Origin of the sequence: Tenacibaculum retecalamus, assembly GCF_027941755.1 — a bacterium.
In the GTDB taxonomy this organism is placed as follows: domain Bacteria; phylum Bacteroidota; class Bacteroidia; order Flavobacteriales; family Flavobacteriaceae; genus Polaribacter; species Polaribacter haliotis_B.
Map to the genome: position 1 here is coordinate 794,184 of NZ_CP115916.1, position 15,284 is coordinate 809,467.

At 30.1% G+C, this 15,284-nt stretch carries 15 protein-coding genes and 1 pseudogene; 8 read left to right on the plus strand and 8 right to left on the minus strand.

What is annotated here, in order from left to right:
- Positions 1-47: 47 nt before the first annotated feature.
- The 3 genes from PG912_RS03910 to moeB all read left to right on the plus strand — a co-directional run bounded on the left by PG912_RS03910 (position 48) and on the right by moeB (position 3,130).
- Positions 48-818 (plus strand): thiazole synthase, encoded by a 771-nt coding sequence (locus PG912_RS03910; protein WP_275688546.1) that lies wholly within the window; start codon positions 48-50, stop codon positions 816-818.
- Between the two features lie 132 nt (positions 819-950).
- On the plus strand, positions 951-2,075 hold the full coding sequence (thiH, locus tag PG912_RS03915; RefSeq protein ID WP_275688547.1) for a 2-iminoacetate synthase ThiH: 1,125 nt from the start codon (positions 951-953) through the stop codon (positions 2,073-2,075).
- Positions 2,075-3,130: a molybdopterin-synthase adenylyltransferase MoeB gene (moeB, locus tag PG912_RS03920; RefSeq protein ID WP_275688548.1), complete on the plus strand. Its 1,056-nt coding sequence runs from the start codon at positions 2,075-2,077 to the stop codon at positions 3,128-3,130. The genes thiH and moeB overlap by 1 nt, the downstream gene beginning before the upstream one ends.
- Positions 3,131-3,173: 43 nt before the next feature.
- On the opposite strand, the gene PG912_RS03925 is transcribed toward moeB, so the two are convergent.
- The 7 genes and pseudogenes from PG912_RS03925 to PG912_RS03955 form a co-directional block, all read right to left on the minus strand.
- Positions 3,174-3,890: a 3-ketoacyl-ACP reductase gene (locus PG912_RS03925; protein ID WP_275688549.1), complete on the minus strand. Its 717-nt coding sequence runs from the start codon at positions 3,888-3,890 to the stop codon at positions 3,174-3,176.
- Positions 3,891-4,138: 248 nt separating this feature from the next.
- A complete protein-coding gene (locus PG912_RS03930; RefSeq protein WP_275688550.1) occupies positions 4,139-5,188 on the minus strand; it encodes a M28 family metallopeptidase in 1,050 nt (349 codons plus the stop codon).
- Between the two features lie 56 nt (positions 5,189-5,244).
- Positions 5,245-6,042 carry an ABC transporter ATP-binding protein gene (locus PG912_RS03935; protein WP_275688551.1) on the minus strand — a complete coding sequence of 266 codons (798 nt, stop codon included), beginning with the start codon at positions 6,040-6,042 and terminating at the stop codon, positions 5,245-5,247.
- A gap of 2 nt (positions 6,043-6,044) precedes the next feature.
- Entirely contained in the window at positions 6,045-7,076 is a 1,032-nt protein-coding gene (locus PG912_RS03940; protein ID WP_275688552.1) for a FecCD family ABC transporter permease, read from the minus strand.
- Positions 7,077-7,655, minus strand: a complete 579-nt coding sequence (locus PG912_RS03945) for a non-canonical purine NTP diphosphatase (RefSeq protein WP_275688553.1) — start codon at positions 7,653-7,655, stop codon at positions 7,077-7,079.
- A 185-nt stretch (positions 7,656-7,840) separates the two neighbouring features.
- Positions 7,841-8,536, minus strand: a complete 696-nt coding sequence (locus tag PG912_RS03950) for a hypothetical protein (protein ID WP_275688554.1) — start codon at positions 8,534-8,536, stop codon at positions 7,841-7,843.
- 237 nt (positions 8,537-8,773) lie between these two features.
- A pseudogene (locus tag PG912_RS03955) lies at positions 8,774-8,878 on the minus strand (23S rRNA (pseudouridine(1915)-N(3))-methyltransferase RlmH); the annotation flags it as partial.
- 166 nt (positions 8,879-9,044) lie between these two features.
- On the opposite strand from PG912_RS03955, the gene PG912_RS03960 reads away from it, so the two are divergent.
- Positions 9,045-9,875, plus strand: a complete 831-nt coding sequence (locus PG912_RS03960; protein WP_260585048.1) for a helix-turn-helix domain-containing protein — start codon at positions 9,045-9,047, stop codon at positions 9,873-9,875.
- Here PG912_RS03960 and rlmH read toward each other — a convergent pair.
- A complete protein-coding gene (gene rlmH, locus PG912_RS03965) occupies positions 9,847-10,320 on the minus strand; it encodes a 23S rRNA (pseudouridine(1915)-N(3))-methyltransferase RlmH (protein WP_275688555.1) in 474 nt (157 codons plus the stop codon). The two genes, PG912_RS03960 and rlmH, sit on opposite strands and share 29 nt — an antisense overlap.
- Before the next feature lie 62 nt (positions 10,321-10,382).
- Between rlmH and nadC the strand changes: the two genes are divergently transcribed.
- The 4 genes from nadC to PG912_RS03985 all read left to right on the plus strand — a co-directional run bounded on the left by nadC (position 10,383) and on the right by PG912_RS03985 (position 15,198).
- A complete protein-coding gene (nadC, locus tag PG912_RS03970; RefSeq protein WP_275689012.1) occupies positions 10,383-11,243 on the plus strand; it encodes a carboxylating nicotinate-nucleotide diphosphorylase in 861 nt (286 codons plus the stop codon).
- A 15-nt stretch (positions 11,244-11,258) separates the two neighbouring features.
- Complete coding sequence (locus tag PG912_RS03975; RefSeq protein WP_275688556.1) at positions 11,259-13,373, plus strand: M3 family metallopeptidase; 2,115 nt, start codon at positions 11,259-11,261, stop codon at positions 13,371-13,373.
- A 91-nt stretch (positions 13,374-13,464) separates the two neighbouring features.
- Entirely contained in the window at positions 13,465-14,034 is a 570-nt protein-coding gene (locus PG912_RS03980; protein WP_275688557.1) for a pentapeptide repeat-containing protein, read from the plus strand.
- A 234-nt stretch (positions 14,035-14,268) separates the two neighbouring features.
- A complete protein-coding gene (locus tag PG912_RS03985; RefSeq protein ID WP_260585052.1) occupies positions 14,269-15,198 on the plus strand; it encodes a YihY/virulence factor BrkB family protein in 930 nt (309 codons plus the stop codon).
- Positions 15,199-15,284: the final 86 nt, after the last annotated feature.

Consider the following 15,284-nt stretch of genomic DNA (forward strand, 5'->3'; position numbering starts at 1 on the left):
AAATTATTTAAAAAGACTCGACTACGATCAACCTAACAAGAAATAAGATGAATAATATATTAAAAATAGCAGATAAAGAATTTACATCGCGTTTATTTACAGGAACAGGAAAATTTAGTTCTTCAATTTTAATGAAAGAAGCACTCCTAGTTTCAGAAAGTGAATTAATAACTGTAGCTTTAAAAAGAGTAGATGTTCAAAATAAAGAAGATGATATTTTAACACATTTAAATCATTCAAGAATTAATTTATTACCCAATACATCGGGTGTTCGAACAGCAAAAGAAGCTGTGTTTGCCGCAGAATTATCAAGAGAAGCATTGGAAACTAATTGGGTGAAATTAGAAATACATCCCGATCCTAGATACTTATTACCCGATCCTATTGAAACTTTAAAAGCGGCAGAAGAATTGGTGAAATTAGGATTTGTAGTAATGCCTTATATTCATGCCGACCCTGTTTTATGTAAGCGATTAGAAGAGGTAGGAATACAATGTGTAATGCCATTAGGTGCGCCAATAGGAAGTAATAAAGGATTAAAAACACAAGATTTTTTAGAAATAATTATAGAACAATCTAATGTTCCTGTAATTGTAGATGCAGGTATCGGAGCACCATCTCATGCAGCTTATGCAATGGAGTTAGGAGCCGATGCTGTATTGGTAAATACTGCTATTGCAGTATCTCAAAATCCAGTAGCAATGGCAAAAGCATTTAAAATGGCGGTAGAAGCTGGTAGAATGGCGTATGAAGCAAAACTAGCACCGATAAGACAAGAAGCAGAAGCAAGTAGCCCGTTAACATCGTTTTTAAATTAAAAAACATCACTTCGAGTAGGTTTATTGAAAACGAATGAAAATGATTGGTGTCGAGAAATATTATAAATTAGGTTCTCGATATATTTTAATTCGTTTCACTTATTAAAATTACTCGAACTGACAATAGAAAAAATGGATAATACATTTAATACAATATTCGACACTTATAATTGGGATGATACCTTAAAAAGTATCTTTCATAAAACTACTGTTCAGGTAGAGCTTGCTTTATCAAAAGATAAACTCGATTTAGAAGATTTTAAGGCATTAATATCTCCAGCAGCAAGGCCGTACATCGAGCAAATGGCACAGAAGAGTAGTTTACTTACTAAAAAACGATTTGGAAATACCATACAAATGTATGCACCAATGTATTTAAGTAATGAATGCCAGAATATCTGTACATATTGTGGTTTTAGTATGACGAATAAAATACCCAGACGTACTTTAACTGATACTGAAATTTTAAAGGAAGTGGCTTTTTTAAAAGAAAAAGGGTACGATCATATTTTGTTAGTTACAGGTGAAGCGAATAGAACAGTTGGTGTTGCTTATATAAAAAATGCAATCGAATTAATTCGTTCACAATTTTCAAATATTACGATTGAGGTGCAACCTTTAGATCAGGATGAATATGAATCTTTAATTGAAGCAGGATTGTACGCTGTATTAGTTTACCAAGAAACGTATCATAGAGATGAATATAAGAAACATCATCCTAAGGGGAAAAAATCTAATTTTGATTACCGTTTAGATACGCCAGATAGATTAGGAAAAGCAGGGATTCATAAAATAGGATTGGGTGCTTTATTCGGATTAGAAGATTGGCGTGCTGATAGTTTTTTTACAGCCTTGCATTTAAAATATTTACAGAAAACATATTGGAAAACAAAGTATTCTATTTCGTTTCCAAGGTTACGACCTCATTCTGGCGGATTAGAACCAAAGGTAGAAATGACTGATGCCGATTTAGTACAATTAATTTGCGCTTTTCGTTTGTTTGATGAAGATGTAGAGTTGTCAATGTCTACCAGAGAAAGTGAAATTTTTAGGAATAATATTGTTAATTTAGGAGCTACATCAATTAGTGCAGAATCTAAAACGAATCCGGGAGGCTATACGGTAGAACCACAATCGTTGGAGCAATTTGAAATTTCTGATGAACGAAGTACAGAGGAAGTGGTAAAAATGTTAAAAGATAAAGGTTTAGAAGTCGTTTGGAAAGATTGGACGCATTTTGAGTCAATAGAAAAATAATGAATTTAACTAGCGAAGAACAAAAACAATATAATCGTCATCTTATTTTAGATAAAATAGGAGAAGCAGGTCAATTAAAATTAAAGGAAGCAAAAGTTTTGGTGATTGGAGCTGGCGGATTGGGTTGCCCTGTATTGCAATATTTAACAGCAGCAGGTGTTGGAACAATCGGAATTATAGATGACGATATTATTGATCAAAGTAATTTGCAGCGTCAAATTTTATATACCATTGATGATATTGGTTTGTCGAAGGCTGAAACAGCAGCAAAGCGATTATCGAGGTTAAATCCGTTTGTGAATTTTAAAGTATATAAAGAAAAATTAACAAACGAAAATGCCATTTCATTGTTTGAAAAATATGATGTTATTGTTGATGGGAGTGATAATTTTTCAACTCGATATTTAACAAATGATGCCGCTGTAATTACCAAAAAACCATTGGTGTACGGCGCAATTTTTAAGTTTGAAGGTCAGGTTAGTGTGTTTAATTATAAAAGTAGCGCAACTTACAGATGTTTATATCCGACACCACCAAAACCAGATGAATCTCCAAATTGTTCTGAAATTGGCGTTTTGGGAGTTTTACCAGGAATTATTGGTGGCTTACAAGCAAATGAAACGATTAAAATTATTTGCGAAATAGGGGAGGTTTTAGCTAATAAATTATTGATGTATGATACTTTAAGTATGCGTCAAATGATTTTAAAATTTGAGAAATCAGCTGATACAGCGGTTACAGAATTAGAAAAAGACTATGATTTTTTCTGCGGAATAAAATCAGTGAAAAATGAAATTACTTTTGATGAGCTTCAAAAGAATTTACCGAAATATAATTTATTAGATGTGCGTGAAAATTGGGAGCGTCAACAACATCATATTAAAGGACAACATATTCCTTTAGGAGAATTACAAAATAGATTTAAAGAGTTAAATTTTGATAAACCTCTCGTTGTGTATTGTAAATCGGGAATAAGAAGTAAAAAAGCAATCGCCTTTTTAGAAGAGGCAATTGATGAGGTTATTTTTATCAACCTAAAAAACGGATTGAATTAAAAAAATGCGTTTCCTTTTTTATAAGAGAAACGCATTGTGTAAATTATGGATTGGTTGACCATAAAGAAGCTCCTTTAAGCATGGCTCTTCTAGGTAAAGATAAACCAGCTACAATTAATTCTGCAAAGTCATCGGGTTGTAATACTTTTTCAGGATTCCCATCTGTAATTCCTAACTCTAAAGACATATCTGAAGCAATAGTACTTGGTGTAAGCGTACAAACTCTAATGTTGTTTTTACGAACTTCTTTCATTAATGATTCCGATATTCCGATTACTGCAAATTTAGAAGCAGAATAAGCTGAGGTGGTTGCATTACCACTTAATCCGGCAGTAGATGCAATATTAATAATATCACCTTCGTTTTTTTCAATTAAATAAGGTAAAACTTCTTTGGTAACATAATACATTCCCATTAAATTGGTTTGTATAATTTGTGTCCAATCTTCAACAGGCATTTCGTTCAGTGAACCAAAAGCAGCAATACCCGCATTGTTTACTAAAATATCAACAGTGCCAAATGTATCTATAATCTCTTTTATTCCTTTTTGAACTTCGTTGTAATGGCTAACATCAAAGACAGCATAAGTCGCCTCAACACCATATGTTTTTATTTCGGTAACTGTACTAAGCAGTTGTTTTTCGTTTCTACCAGTAATGGCAACATTTATTCTTTTTTTAGCAAAAGCAATAGCGGTGGCTTTTCCTAAACCTCTACTACCTCCAGTTATGATGGCTTTTTTATTCGTTAAATTTTCCATTTATATTATAATTGGTTTTTATAGATAAAGGTATTATTTTTTATGTAATTAAACTGTTAAAAGGATGGTTAGTAATGTCAAATTAAAAATTAGAGAACTACTCGTGTTTAATTTTTATAAGAGGAACTATCCGAAGGTTTTTTTATCTTTTTTTATATTTATGGTTGATTTTCTGTAATTTTGAATAATTCATATAAAATAAAAAACTCACCAACTTGGTGAGTTTTTTTTATACTAAAATATATTTTTTACTTTGTAGTTTCTCCTTTATCAACAGTTACACGGTTCTCGCGATTAGCAAGTTCCCATGCCGTATGAAAAACTAAACGAGTTCTGTTTTCTAACATCTCGTAGTTAATTTTGTCAGGTGTATCTGTTGGCTGGTGGTAATCATCGTGTGTACCGTTAAAATAGAAAATAACAGGAATGTTATTTTTTGCAAAATTATAATGGTCAGAACGATAGTAATAACGATTCGGGTCTTTTTCGTCGTTATATTTATAGTCTAAAGCTACGTTTGTGTATTTCTTGTTCATTGCTTCAGAAATGTCATGTAACTCGGTACTTAACTTATCAGCTCCAATTAAATACACATAATTAGGGTTTCCTTTATGGCGATCATCAACTCTACCAATCATATCAATATTTAAATTAGTAACGGTATTAGCTAAAGGGAAAATAGGATTTTCAGTATAATACTTAGAACCTAATAAACCTTTTTCTTCACCTGTAACATGTAAAAATAAAATAGAACGCTTTGGTTTTTTACCTTCGTTATAAGCTTGTTTAAAAGCTTCTGCAATTTCTAAAATGGCAACAGTACCTGAACCATCATCATCGGCACCATTATATATTTTTCCGTTTTTAACACCTTCGTGATCTAAATGTGCAGAAATCACTAAAATTTCCTCTGGTTTTTCTGTTCCTTTAATGAAAGCAACAACGTTTTCAGAATCTTTTAAAATCATTCCTCTACGATTATTACTTAAGTAAGCAGAAGGAACTTTTTGAAAATAGTTATCGCTTCCTAAAGGAGATACAATTCCTTCATTTTTATAAAAATCTCTTAAATAGTTAACTGCTTTTTTTTGCCCTGGCTCTCCAGTATTACGTCCTTCAAATTCATCAGAAGCATATATAAATAAATGTTTTCCTAAATCTTTAGCAGTAATAGTTTTTGCATATTTCGCAGCATAATCTACGTTAGCATCATCTTTATGCTCTGTACTTGAAGTGTCTTTACTTGCTCCACATGCTGTAAAAACAATAGCACTTGCTATATAAAGTAATTTTTTCATTAAGGTTTTTGGTTTGATTAGTTTTCAAAAATAATAATTGGTAATAAACAACAATTTTAGTTTTTCTTTATTATGAATTGTTCTAATGTTTTGTTAAAACTAATCAATTCTTTTGGGAATAATTGTTCAAAAGCATTTTGATTAATTAGTTCTTTAGCTGTTCCGCTATAAATTTGTTGTTCAGAAAGCAAAACAAATTCATCTGCTAATTGAATCGCAATGTTTACTTCATGAGTAGAAATAACAATGGTTTTTCCTGTTTTTTCAACTAGTTGTTTTAATAATGAAAAGATTTTAAATGTATGATGGATGTCTAAATGAGCAGTTGGTTCATCTAAAATAATAATTGCTGTATCTTGAGCTAAAGCACGTGCGATAAGAACACGTTGTAACTGTCCGTCACTTAATTCGTAAAAACGTTTGTCTTTTAAGTGTTCAATAGCTGTTTGTTCAATTGCCCAAAGAATTTTTTTAAGGTCTTTGGATGATAATTTGTCTATCCAATTCGTATATGGTTGGCGACCTAAAGCGATTAATTCGAAAACGGTAAGTTGACTTTGGGGTAAGCGTTCAGTTAGCACCAAGCTTAAAGAAGTTGCTAGTTCGTGGTGCGAATAATCAGTAATCTTCTTTTTGTTAATTTCTATGCTTCCGCTCAAAGGATTTTGAACTTTAGATAGTGTTCGTAATAAGGTAGATTTACCGATTCCGTTTTTACCTAAAAGCGCTACAAATTTTCCTTTTTCAACAGAAAAATTAATGTTGGAAGCAATAATAGTTTGTTGCTTTTTTGTTTGATAACCTATTGAAAGGTTTTCAGTTTTAAGAACGATATTTTTTTTAGAATCAGTCAACTTTATACGTATATTTTCTTTTTTCGTACTAATAACCAAATAACTACAGGTGCACCAAATAAAGAAGTGATTGCGTTAATTGGTAAAGTAAATTCACTTGTAGGTAATTGCGCAATGGAGTCGCAAATTAATAAAGCAATCGCACCAATAAATGCAGATGCAGGTAATAGTATTTTATGATTTGAAGTAACAAAAATCATTTTAGCTATATGAGGTATTGCTAAACCTATAAAAGCAATAGGTCCCGAAAAAGCAGTGATAACGCCAGTTAATAAACTTGTGATTAATAAGATAATGTTTCTGCTTTTTTTGATGTTGATACCTAAGCTTTTTGCATAATTTTCACCTAATAAAAAACTATTTAAAGGTTTTATGATGGTAAATGTGCCTAAAATACCAATGCTATAAATAATTCCGAAAACAATAAGTTCTGTCCACGATAAGTTTCCTAAGCTACCAAAACTCCAAAACATATACTGTTGAATTTGATCTGCTTCACTAAAATAAGATAAAACACTTATTACAGCTGAAGTTAACGACCCAAACATTAATCCGATAATTAAAATAGACATGGTATTTCTAACTCTATTTGCTGCAATAATTACTGCCGATAAAACAAGAAACGAGCCTAAACTAGCTGCGATTGCCATAGCCCAATTAGAAAAAATAAAGGAAGAGAAAAATCCTCCAAATAAGCCAGAACCTAAAATGAGTAAAGCCACACCTAGGCTAGCACCCGAAGAGATACCTAATACAAATGGGCCTGCTAAGGGGTTTCTAAATAGGGTTTGCATTAATAATCCGCAAATAGCCAAACCAGAACCTACCATGATTGCTGTAATAGCTTTTGGTAAGCGGAAATTTAAAATAATGGTTTGCCAGCTGTCTTTAGAAGCGATACCACCAGTAAGCGAATTAAAAATATCTTTAAAAGGAATAGATACCGAACCTAAACTGATGTTTATAAAAAAGCATAGTATTAGTAAAACTAATAAAAAAACAAAGTGTTTTGTGTGTTTTCTTGACGAGTTCAATTAATCGATTGATTTTAAAAATTCAACTAATTTTTGAATTGCTAATCCACGGTGGCTAACAATATTTTTTTCTTCAGAAGTCATCTCTGCAAATGATTTATTAAATCCTTCAGGCTTAAAAATAGGATCGTAGCCAAAACCTTTTTCTCCTTGCTTTTGAGTTAAAATAGCACCTTTACAAATGCCATCAAATAGAAATTGTTTTCCATTTAAATTCAAACAAATAGAAGTTCTAAATTGTGCTTTTCGATCAGTTTTCCCGTTTAATTCAGTCAATACTTTTTGCATATTATTTTCTGAGTTGCTAGGTTCACCAGCATAACGTGCAGAATATACTCCGGGAGCTCCGTTTAAGTTTTCAATTTCTAAGCCAGTATCATCAGCAAAACAATTAAAACTAAATTTTTGGGTAATGTAATTTGCTTTTATTTTTGCATTTCCTTCTAAGGTAGTTGCAGTTTCTTCAATGTCATCAAAACATTCAATATCTTTTAAACTTAATAATTCAATATTGTTTGGTAACATTTTTTGAACTTCAGCAAGTTTATTTAGGTTATTTGTGGCAAAAACAAGTTTCATTAATCAATTTTTTAGAGTAACAAATGTATTGTTTTTTATCATCTTTGTAGCTGCTGTTTTTAAGCAAATAATAAGCTACTTAAAATTATTATTTTTAGTAGAAAAAACTAATATAGTAAAAATGAAAAAGCGAAATTTAGAACACTCTAAATTTCGCTTTTTTAAATTGGTTTTTTAAAAGTCGTTTATGCTTTTAATTTGCTTAATTCTAATTTTTTAGAATTAATTTCTTCTTGTATTTTATTTAATCGTTCTTGAATTTTAACGATAATAGCTTCTTTACGAGCAATACTTTCTTTAGAAGTAGTAGGGGCTTGTTTCGCTTTTTCTAACTTCGATTTCATTCTAGCCAAGCCTTCTTTACCACTAATTAAAATTTCTTCATTAATGCTAATGTCATCTTCATAATCGCTAATTAAAGTACCTTTTTCTTTAACGATAGATTTTTCTTCAGCTTTAATTTCATTGTCTAATTGTTCTAATTTTGCAACCTCTAAACGTAAAGCTTCTTGTTCTTTTAAATAAGCAATTTCTTTTGCTTTACGGTTTTCTTCTAATTTTTTACGTGCATTTTCTAATTTTTGCTTACGTAAAGCTAATTCACTAACGTTGTCTTTTATAGGAGTGTCTACAGTATTCTCTACTTTTTTAGCAACAGTTTTTTTAGGCGTGTTTTTCTTAGTTTTTCTTGCTAATTTTCTTTCAAGAGATGTTAAATCTTCTTTTTGACTATCAATTTGAGAATTTAACTTTGTAAGTCTATCTTGCATGCTAGCAACAACTTTCTGTTTTCTGTTAACGTTAGTTTTAGTTGCTTTTCCGCTTTTTTTAAAATCTTCTAAATTTGCAGTAACACGTTTTAAGGCTTTTATACCACTCATTAGAATTTCTTCATTAGCACTAACCTGATCTTTTTTTACTTTTATTTGATTTCTTAAATCTTTAAAACCGTTTTGAGCGTTTATTTGTTGTAAGCCAACAAAAAAAATAAAAAAAGAGCTGTGAATAAATGTTTTAATGTTTTCATTATGATTTGTTTATTGGGGTTTTCAAAAGTGTTTTTTAAGGGCGACAAAATTACGATTTTTTTTGTAATTAAAATAAAGTTTAAAATAAAACTATTCATGATGATAAGGTTCATTCTTAAGAATTGTAAATCCACGATAAATTTGTTCAATAATTAATAAGCGGATCATTTGATGAGAGAATGTCATAGTTGATAACTATAATATTAAGAGAGAAAATTAAAATGTAAATTGCAAACAAATTGAACTAAAAGCACCGTTGTGTCTGATATGTCATGTAAATGTCGGGTTAAATTCAATAAGAATAATTAATAAGAATTAAAATAGAAGTTAACATTGTATGATAAATAAGAACATTCATATTATGAAACAACCAGAATTAGGAAAGCGTATTTTTCAATTAAGAAAAGAAAAAGGATTAACACAAGAAGAATTAGTAGAACAATGTAATATTAATGTAAGAACAATTCAGCGAATTGAAGCAGGAGAAGTAAATCCTAGAAGCTATACTCTTAAAACCATTTTAGAAGCTTTAGGGGAGGATTTTAAAATAATAGATAAAAATAATTCTTCAAAAAACAATCAGAATGAATGGACTAATAATGAATTAAAGATATTAAGAAATAGTAGAGTTTTTGCAATTCTTTACTTAGTAATTACTTTAATTGGGCTAATTATTGAAACGTATCTTGTAGCTAATCACATACAATATGAAAAAGTATTTTTTTTAAGAACACTTTACATGATCCCTTTTTTTATAATATTAATTTACTTTCTGAAAGGGTATAAAATAATAGCAGAAAAATTTAATAATAGTTTTTTAATTAGCGCGGTTAAAGTTTATATAGTTACAAGTATTATTATGCTTATAATCACTTTTTTTACAACCTCGCCAGGATTTTTAAATAGTTTAGATATCGTTTTAAGCATTTTGTTAATGTTGGCTTTTGGAGCGGGAGAATTAATTATGGGACTAGGTATTTTAAAGTTAAAAGAAAATTTAGGGTCATTAGCTCAAATAACAGGTGTTGTAAAAATTGTAAACGGATGTATGTTGATTACAGTAATATTGTCTCCAATTTCTTTGTTTTTTATGATTCCAATATTAACTCTTGAAATAGTATTTATATTCAATACATATAATAAGGTTGAAAAACAGCTTTTAACTACTCATGATGATAAGGTTCATTCTTAAGAATCGTAAAGCCTCTGTAAATTTGTTCAACAATAAATAAACGAATCATTTGATGAGAGAATGTCATTTTTGATAAAGATATTTTTCCGCTTGATTTTTTGTAAACCGCATCCGAAAATCCGTAAGGACCACCAATAACTAATACGAGTTGTTTAATGCCCGAATTCATCTTTTTTTGAAGATATTGAGAAAATTCAATCGATGTAAAATGTTTTCCTTTATCATCTAATAAAACCAACTGATCGGTATTTTGAAGCTTCGATAAAATTAATTCGCCTTCTTTTTCTTTTTGCTGAGATTCGCTTAAGTTCTTTACGTTTTTAATATCCGCAATAATATCAAGCTCAAATTTTATATAATGTTTTAGCCTATTCTGATAATTATCAATTAACTGAATCAAATTTTTATTATCAGTTTTACCAATAGCAAGTAGTTTAATTTTCATGCTGTAAAATTATGAATTATGAGCTACGAATTAGTATTTTTACATCAGAAATTATTAAAAACATGATATCAAAAGAACAATTTAATACAGAACTAGATTTAATTATTTCAAATGCCATTCGCGAAGATATAGGTGATGGAGATCACACCTCACTTTCTTGTATTCCTTCGGATGCTACCGGAAAAGCAAAATTACTGGTAAAAGATGATGGAATTATAGCCGGAGTTGAGTTTGCTAAAATGGTTTTTAAGTATGTTGATGCTGATTTACAGGTAGAAACTTTAATTAATGATGGTGATGAAGTTAAGTTTGGAGATATTGTTTTTTATGTTTCAGGAAAATCGCAAGCTATTTTAATGGCAGAACGTTTGGTGTTAAATGCCATGCAACGTATGAGTGCCATTGCAACGAAAACAAAGTTTTTTGCTAATTTATTAGAAGGCACAAAAACAAAGGTTTTAGATACTCGTAAAACAACGCCAGGTATTCGTGCTATAGAAAAATGGGCAGTTAAAATTGGTGGCGGAGAAAATCACAGATTTGCCTTATATGATATGGTAATGATAAAAGACAATCATATCGATTTTGCAGGCGGAATTACACAAGCAATTACTAAAACTAAAAAATATTTAACAGAGAAAGGTTTAGATATTAAAATTATAGTTGAAGCACGTAGTTTGGAAGAAATTAAAGAGATTTTATCAAACGAAGGTGTGTATCGTATTTTAATAGATAACTTTAATTATGAAGATACGCGCAAAGCAGTTGCCTTAATTGGTGATACTTGTTTAACAGAATCTTCAGGCGGAATTAACGAAGAAACAATTCGTAAATATGCTGATTGTGGGGTAGATTTTATTTCATCAGGAGCTTTAACACACTCGGTTTATAATTTAGATTTAAGTTTAAAAGCAGTTGATTAATTTAATATCAGTAAAATGAAAAAACAAATAATTATTGTAGCGTCTTTAGTATTTGCAATGTCTTGTAATACTGACAAAGCAAAAGAAACAAAGCAAGAAAGTAAAAAAGATATGGCTGTAGAAAACCCGTTATTAATTAAAAGTACCTTAGATTATGGTGCGCCAGATTTTACTAAAATACAAGATGCACATTTTATGCCAGCTATTTTAAAAGGGATGGAATTGCAAAACGAAGCAATACATAAAATTGTTGCAAATACGGATGCTCCAACTTTTAATAATACCATTTTAGCTTTAGAGGAAAGTAGTAAAACCTTAGACAATGTAACGGCTGTTTTTTATGCTTTAGCTGGAGCAAACACCAATGATGTTTTAAAAGAAAATGAGAAAGAATTAGCACCTAAGTTTTCTAAACATAACGATGATATTTTGTTAAACACGCAGTTGTTTGCTAAAGTAAAGGCCGTTTATGATAATTTAGAAGAATTAGAACTTGATGTAGAATCGAAACACTTAGTAAAAGAATATTTCAAAAACTTCTCAAAAGCAGGAGCTGATTTATCAGAAGATAAAAAAGAAAAATTAAAAGAAATTAATTCAGAAATAGCAAGTCTAGCTAATGATTTTGGTAAAAAATTATTAGATGCAAGTAAAAAAGGTGGAGTTGTAGTTGCAGATAAGGAAAAGCTAAAAGGATTTTCTGAAGAAAAAATTAAATCTATTGAGAAAGATGGGCAATTCGAAATTCAGTTGATAAATACAACGCAACAACCATCATTACAAACGTTAGAAAACAGAGAGGTTCGTAAAGAATTATTTGAAAAATCAATCCATAGATCTGATGCTGGTGAATACGATACAAGTGAGTTGGTTAAAAAAATGGTGGCTTTAAGAGCTCAAAAAGCACAAATTTTAGGTTTTGATAATTACGCAAGTTGGAGCTTACAAGGAACCATGGCGTTAACACCCGCTAAAGTTTTTGAAATGTTTGAAGGATTAATTCCGGGTGCTTTAACTAAAGTTGCATCAGAAACAAAAGAAATTCAAGCTGAAATAAATAAAGAAGGTAAAGATTTTAAATTAACTGCCTATGATTGGAATCATTATGCTGAAAAAGTGCGTAAATCTAAATACAATTTAAATGAAGAAGAGGTAAAACCTTATTTCGAATTAACAAATGTGTTAGAAAAAGGGGTGTTTTTTGCGGCTACAAAATTATACGGAATCACTTTTAAAAAACGTACTGATATTCCGGTTTATCATCCAGATGTTGTAGTGTATGAGTTATTTGAAGAAGACGGAAGTAAATTAGGATTATTTTACGGTGATTTTTTTGCAAGAGATAGTAAACGTGGAGGTGCGTGGATGAGTGCTTTTGTAAAACAATCTAAATTACGTAACCAAAAACCAGTAGTTTATAATGTGTGTAATTCGCCAAAACCAGCAGCAGGTGAACCTGCTTTAATTAGTTTTGATGAAGTAGAAACGATGTTTCATGAGTTTGGGCATGCATTACACGGTTTATTTGGTAATCAAACATACGCATCGATTTCAGGAACAAGTACTGCGAGAGATTTTGTTGAGTTTCCGTCGCAATTTAACGAAAACTGGTCAACACATCCAGCTGTTTTAAATAATTATGCGGTACATTATAAAACAGGAGAGGTTATTCCTGCCGAATTATTAAAAAAGATAAAAGATGCCGGAACTTTTAATCAAGGATATTCAATGATTGAAAACTTAAGCTCATCAAGTTTAGATATGCAATGGCATACAATTTCGGTGGATACTAAAATTAAAGATGTTGCCAAGTTTGAAGCAGCGGCATTAGAAAAAATGAAATTAAAAGTAGCGGAAGTACCACCAAGATATCGTTCAACTTATTTTGCACATATTTTTAGTGGAGGTTATGCAGCTGGATATTATTCTTATTTATGGACAGAAATGTTAAGTCACGATGCTTACGATTGGTTTAAAAACAACGGATTGTTAACACGTGCAAACGGAGATAAATTTAGAAACGAAGTGCTATCAAAAGGAAACACGATGGATTATGCAAAAATGTATCAAGTATTTGCAGGAAGAGATCCGAAAGCAACACCAATGTTAAAAGCAAGAGGTTTACAATAGTTAGATTGTCATATCGAGTAAATTTTGAGGAACGAATAAATTTGTATCGAGATGTTTTTAGTATTCATAAACGTCATAAGATTATTTTAAAATGAACGATTACTTCGATAGTGAAACATTTAATAAAATAGATTTTGCACAAGCAAAAATCAAAAAAGGAGAATATGATAATTGTACGTTCACGGATTGTAATTTCGAGAACGTACATGCATCAAATATCCAATTTGTGGAGTGTGAGTTTATCGATTGTAATTTTAGTAATGCAATAGTTGCAAACACTGCTTTTAAAGAAGCTTCGTTTATTAATTGTAAAATGATAGGTGTAAAATTTAATGAGTGTGATTCGTTTTTATTACAGTTTAGTTTTAAAGAATGTCAATTAAATTTCTCGTCATTTTATCAATTAAAAATTCCGAATACAAAATTTATAGATTGTAATTTACAAGAAGTAGATTTTACAGAAACTAATTTAACAAATTCGGATTTTGAAAATTGCGATTTGAAAAAAACGATATTTGATAGAACTATTTTAGAAAAATCAGATTTTAAAACTGCTTTTAATTTTAATATTGATCCTGAAGAAAATAAATTAAAAGGAGCAAAGTTTAGTAAAGAAAATATTATAGGCTTGTTACAGAAATATAATATTGTAGTTGAGTAACTTTTAACATAGTTTATTTTATGATAACTTTGTTTGATGTTATTTTGAAACAAGTTGAAAAAGAAGATTATGTATTTAATTTTTAACGTCAACCTGAATTTATTTCAGGTTCGTATATAGATTAATTAAAATGTGTCATTCCTGCGAAGGCAGGAAACTCATTCTAAAAAAAGATACTTTCAGATAGGGTATCTATTTTAAAAAAAAATGATAGTGAAAAGGAAACACCAATAAATGACCAAACAAACAGAAAGTAACCTAGAAAAAATACCAGTAGTAAACATTTTGGTAAAACTTGGAAAAAAAATAAAAATTCCAGGTTTACAAGGTATGTCATTATACGATGTAATTGAAATGTATATTATAGGTATTGTAAAAGGGGCTTTAACAACGCGTGCAGGTGGAATTGCATTTAGTTTTTTTATGGCAATATTCCCTTTTTTACTGTTTATTTTATCACTGATTCCTTATATTCCTATCGAAGGATTTCAGGATAATCTCTTCTGGTTAATTCAAGAAATGTTGCCTCCTAAAACTTTTGATGCCGTAGATGTGGTGTTAAAAGATATTATAAATAATCAATATAGCGGATTATTATCTTTCGGATTTTTAGCTTCAATATTTTTAATGACAAATGGTGTAAATGCTATTTTTGGAGGTTTCGAATATTCGTACCATGTAACAGAGATGAGAAACGTTTTTACAGCATACATTGTTTCGTTAGGAGTTTCGTTATTAATGTCTCTTTTCTTAATAATAACAGTAGTTGCAATCATTTTTTATCAAATAGCATTGTCAAGAATAGATAATATAGGTTGGTTAGATACCAGTGATTTAGATTTGTTTTATTGGGGAAAAGGCTTGTTGTTTTTAATAATGATTTTCACGATTGTTTCGTTGCTATTTCGCTTTGGTACTAAACAGGGTAAGGAAGTGAAGTTTTTTTCACCAGGAGCTATTTTAACCACAGTATTATCATTATTTACATTTTATATATTCGGTGTTTATGTAACAAATTTTGCAACTTATAACCAATTGTATGGTGCAATAGGTACGTTATTAATACTCATGTTATTTGTGTGGTTAAACGCAATTATATTGCTTTTAGGGTTTGAGTTAAATGCATCTATTTATAGTTTAAAACGTGTAAATAAAACTTTATAATTCGCCTATAAATTCAGATATTTGCCAATTAAATTGGATTAAGTATTTCACTCTTGTGAAATACTTACTTTTAAGAAGTAGAATAC

Coding starts and splice junctions, on each gene's coding strand:
- PG912_RS03910 (WP_275688546.1), top strand. CDS start 48: ATGAATAATATATTAAAAATAGCAGATAAAGAATTTACATCGCGTTTA.
- thiH (WP_275688547.1), top strand. CDS start 951: ATGGATAATACATTTAATACAATATTCGACACTTATAATTGGGATGAT.
- moeB (WP_275688548.1), top strand. CDS start 2,075: ATGAATTTAACTAGCGAAGAACAAAAACAATATAATCGTCATCTTATT.
- PG912_RS03925 (WP_275688549.1), bottom strand. CDS start 3,890: ATGGAAAATTTAACGAATAAAAAAGCCATCATAACTGGAGGTAGTAGA.
- PG912_RS03930 (WP_275688550.1), bottom strand. CDS start 5,188: ATGAAAAAATTACTTTATATAGCAAGTGCTATTGTTTTTACAGCATGT.
- PG912_RS03945 (WP_275688553.1), bottom strand. CDS start 7,655: ATGAAACTTGTTTTTGCCACAAATAACCTAAATAAACTTGCTGAAGTT.
- PG912_RS03950 (WP_275688554.1), bottom strand. CDS start 8,536: ATGAGTGGTATAAAAGCCTTAAAACGTGTTACTGCAAATTTAGAAGAT.
- PG912_RS03960 (WP_260585048.1), top strand. CDS start 9,045: ATGAAACAACCAGAATTAGGAAAGCGTATTTTTCAATTAAGAAAAGAA.
- rlmH (WP_275688555.1), bottom strand. CDS start 10,320: ATGAAAATTAAACTACTTGCTATTGGTAAAACTGATAATAAAAATTTG.
- nadC (WP_275689012.1), top strand. CDS start 10,383: ATGATATCAAAAGAACAATTTAATACAGAACTAGATTTAATTATTTCA.
- PG912_RS03975 (WP_275688556.1), top strand. CDS start 11,259: ATGAAAAAACAAATAATTATTGTAGCGTCTTTAGTATTTGCAATGTCT.
- PG912_RS03980 (WP_275688557.1), top strand. CDS start 13,465: ATGAACGATTACTTCGATAGTGAAACATTTAATAAAATAGATTTTGCA.
- PG912_RS03985 (WP_260585052.1), top strand. CDS start 14,269: ATGACCAAACAAACAGAAAGTAACCTAGAAAAAATACCAGTAGTAAAC.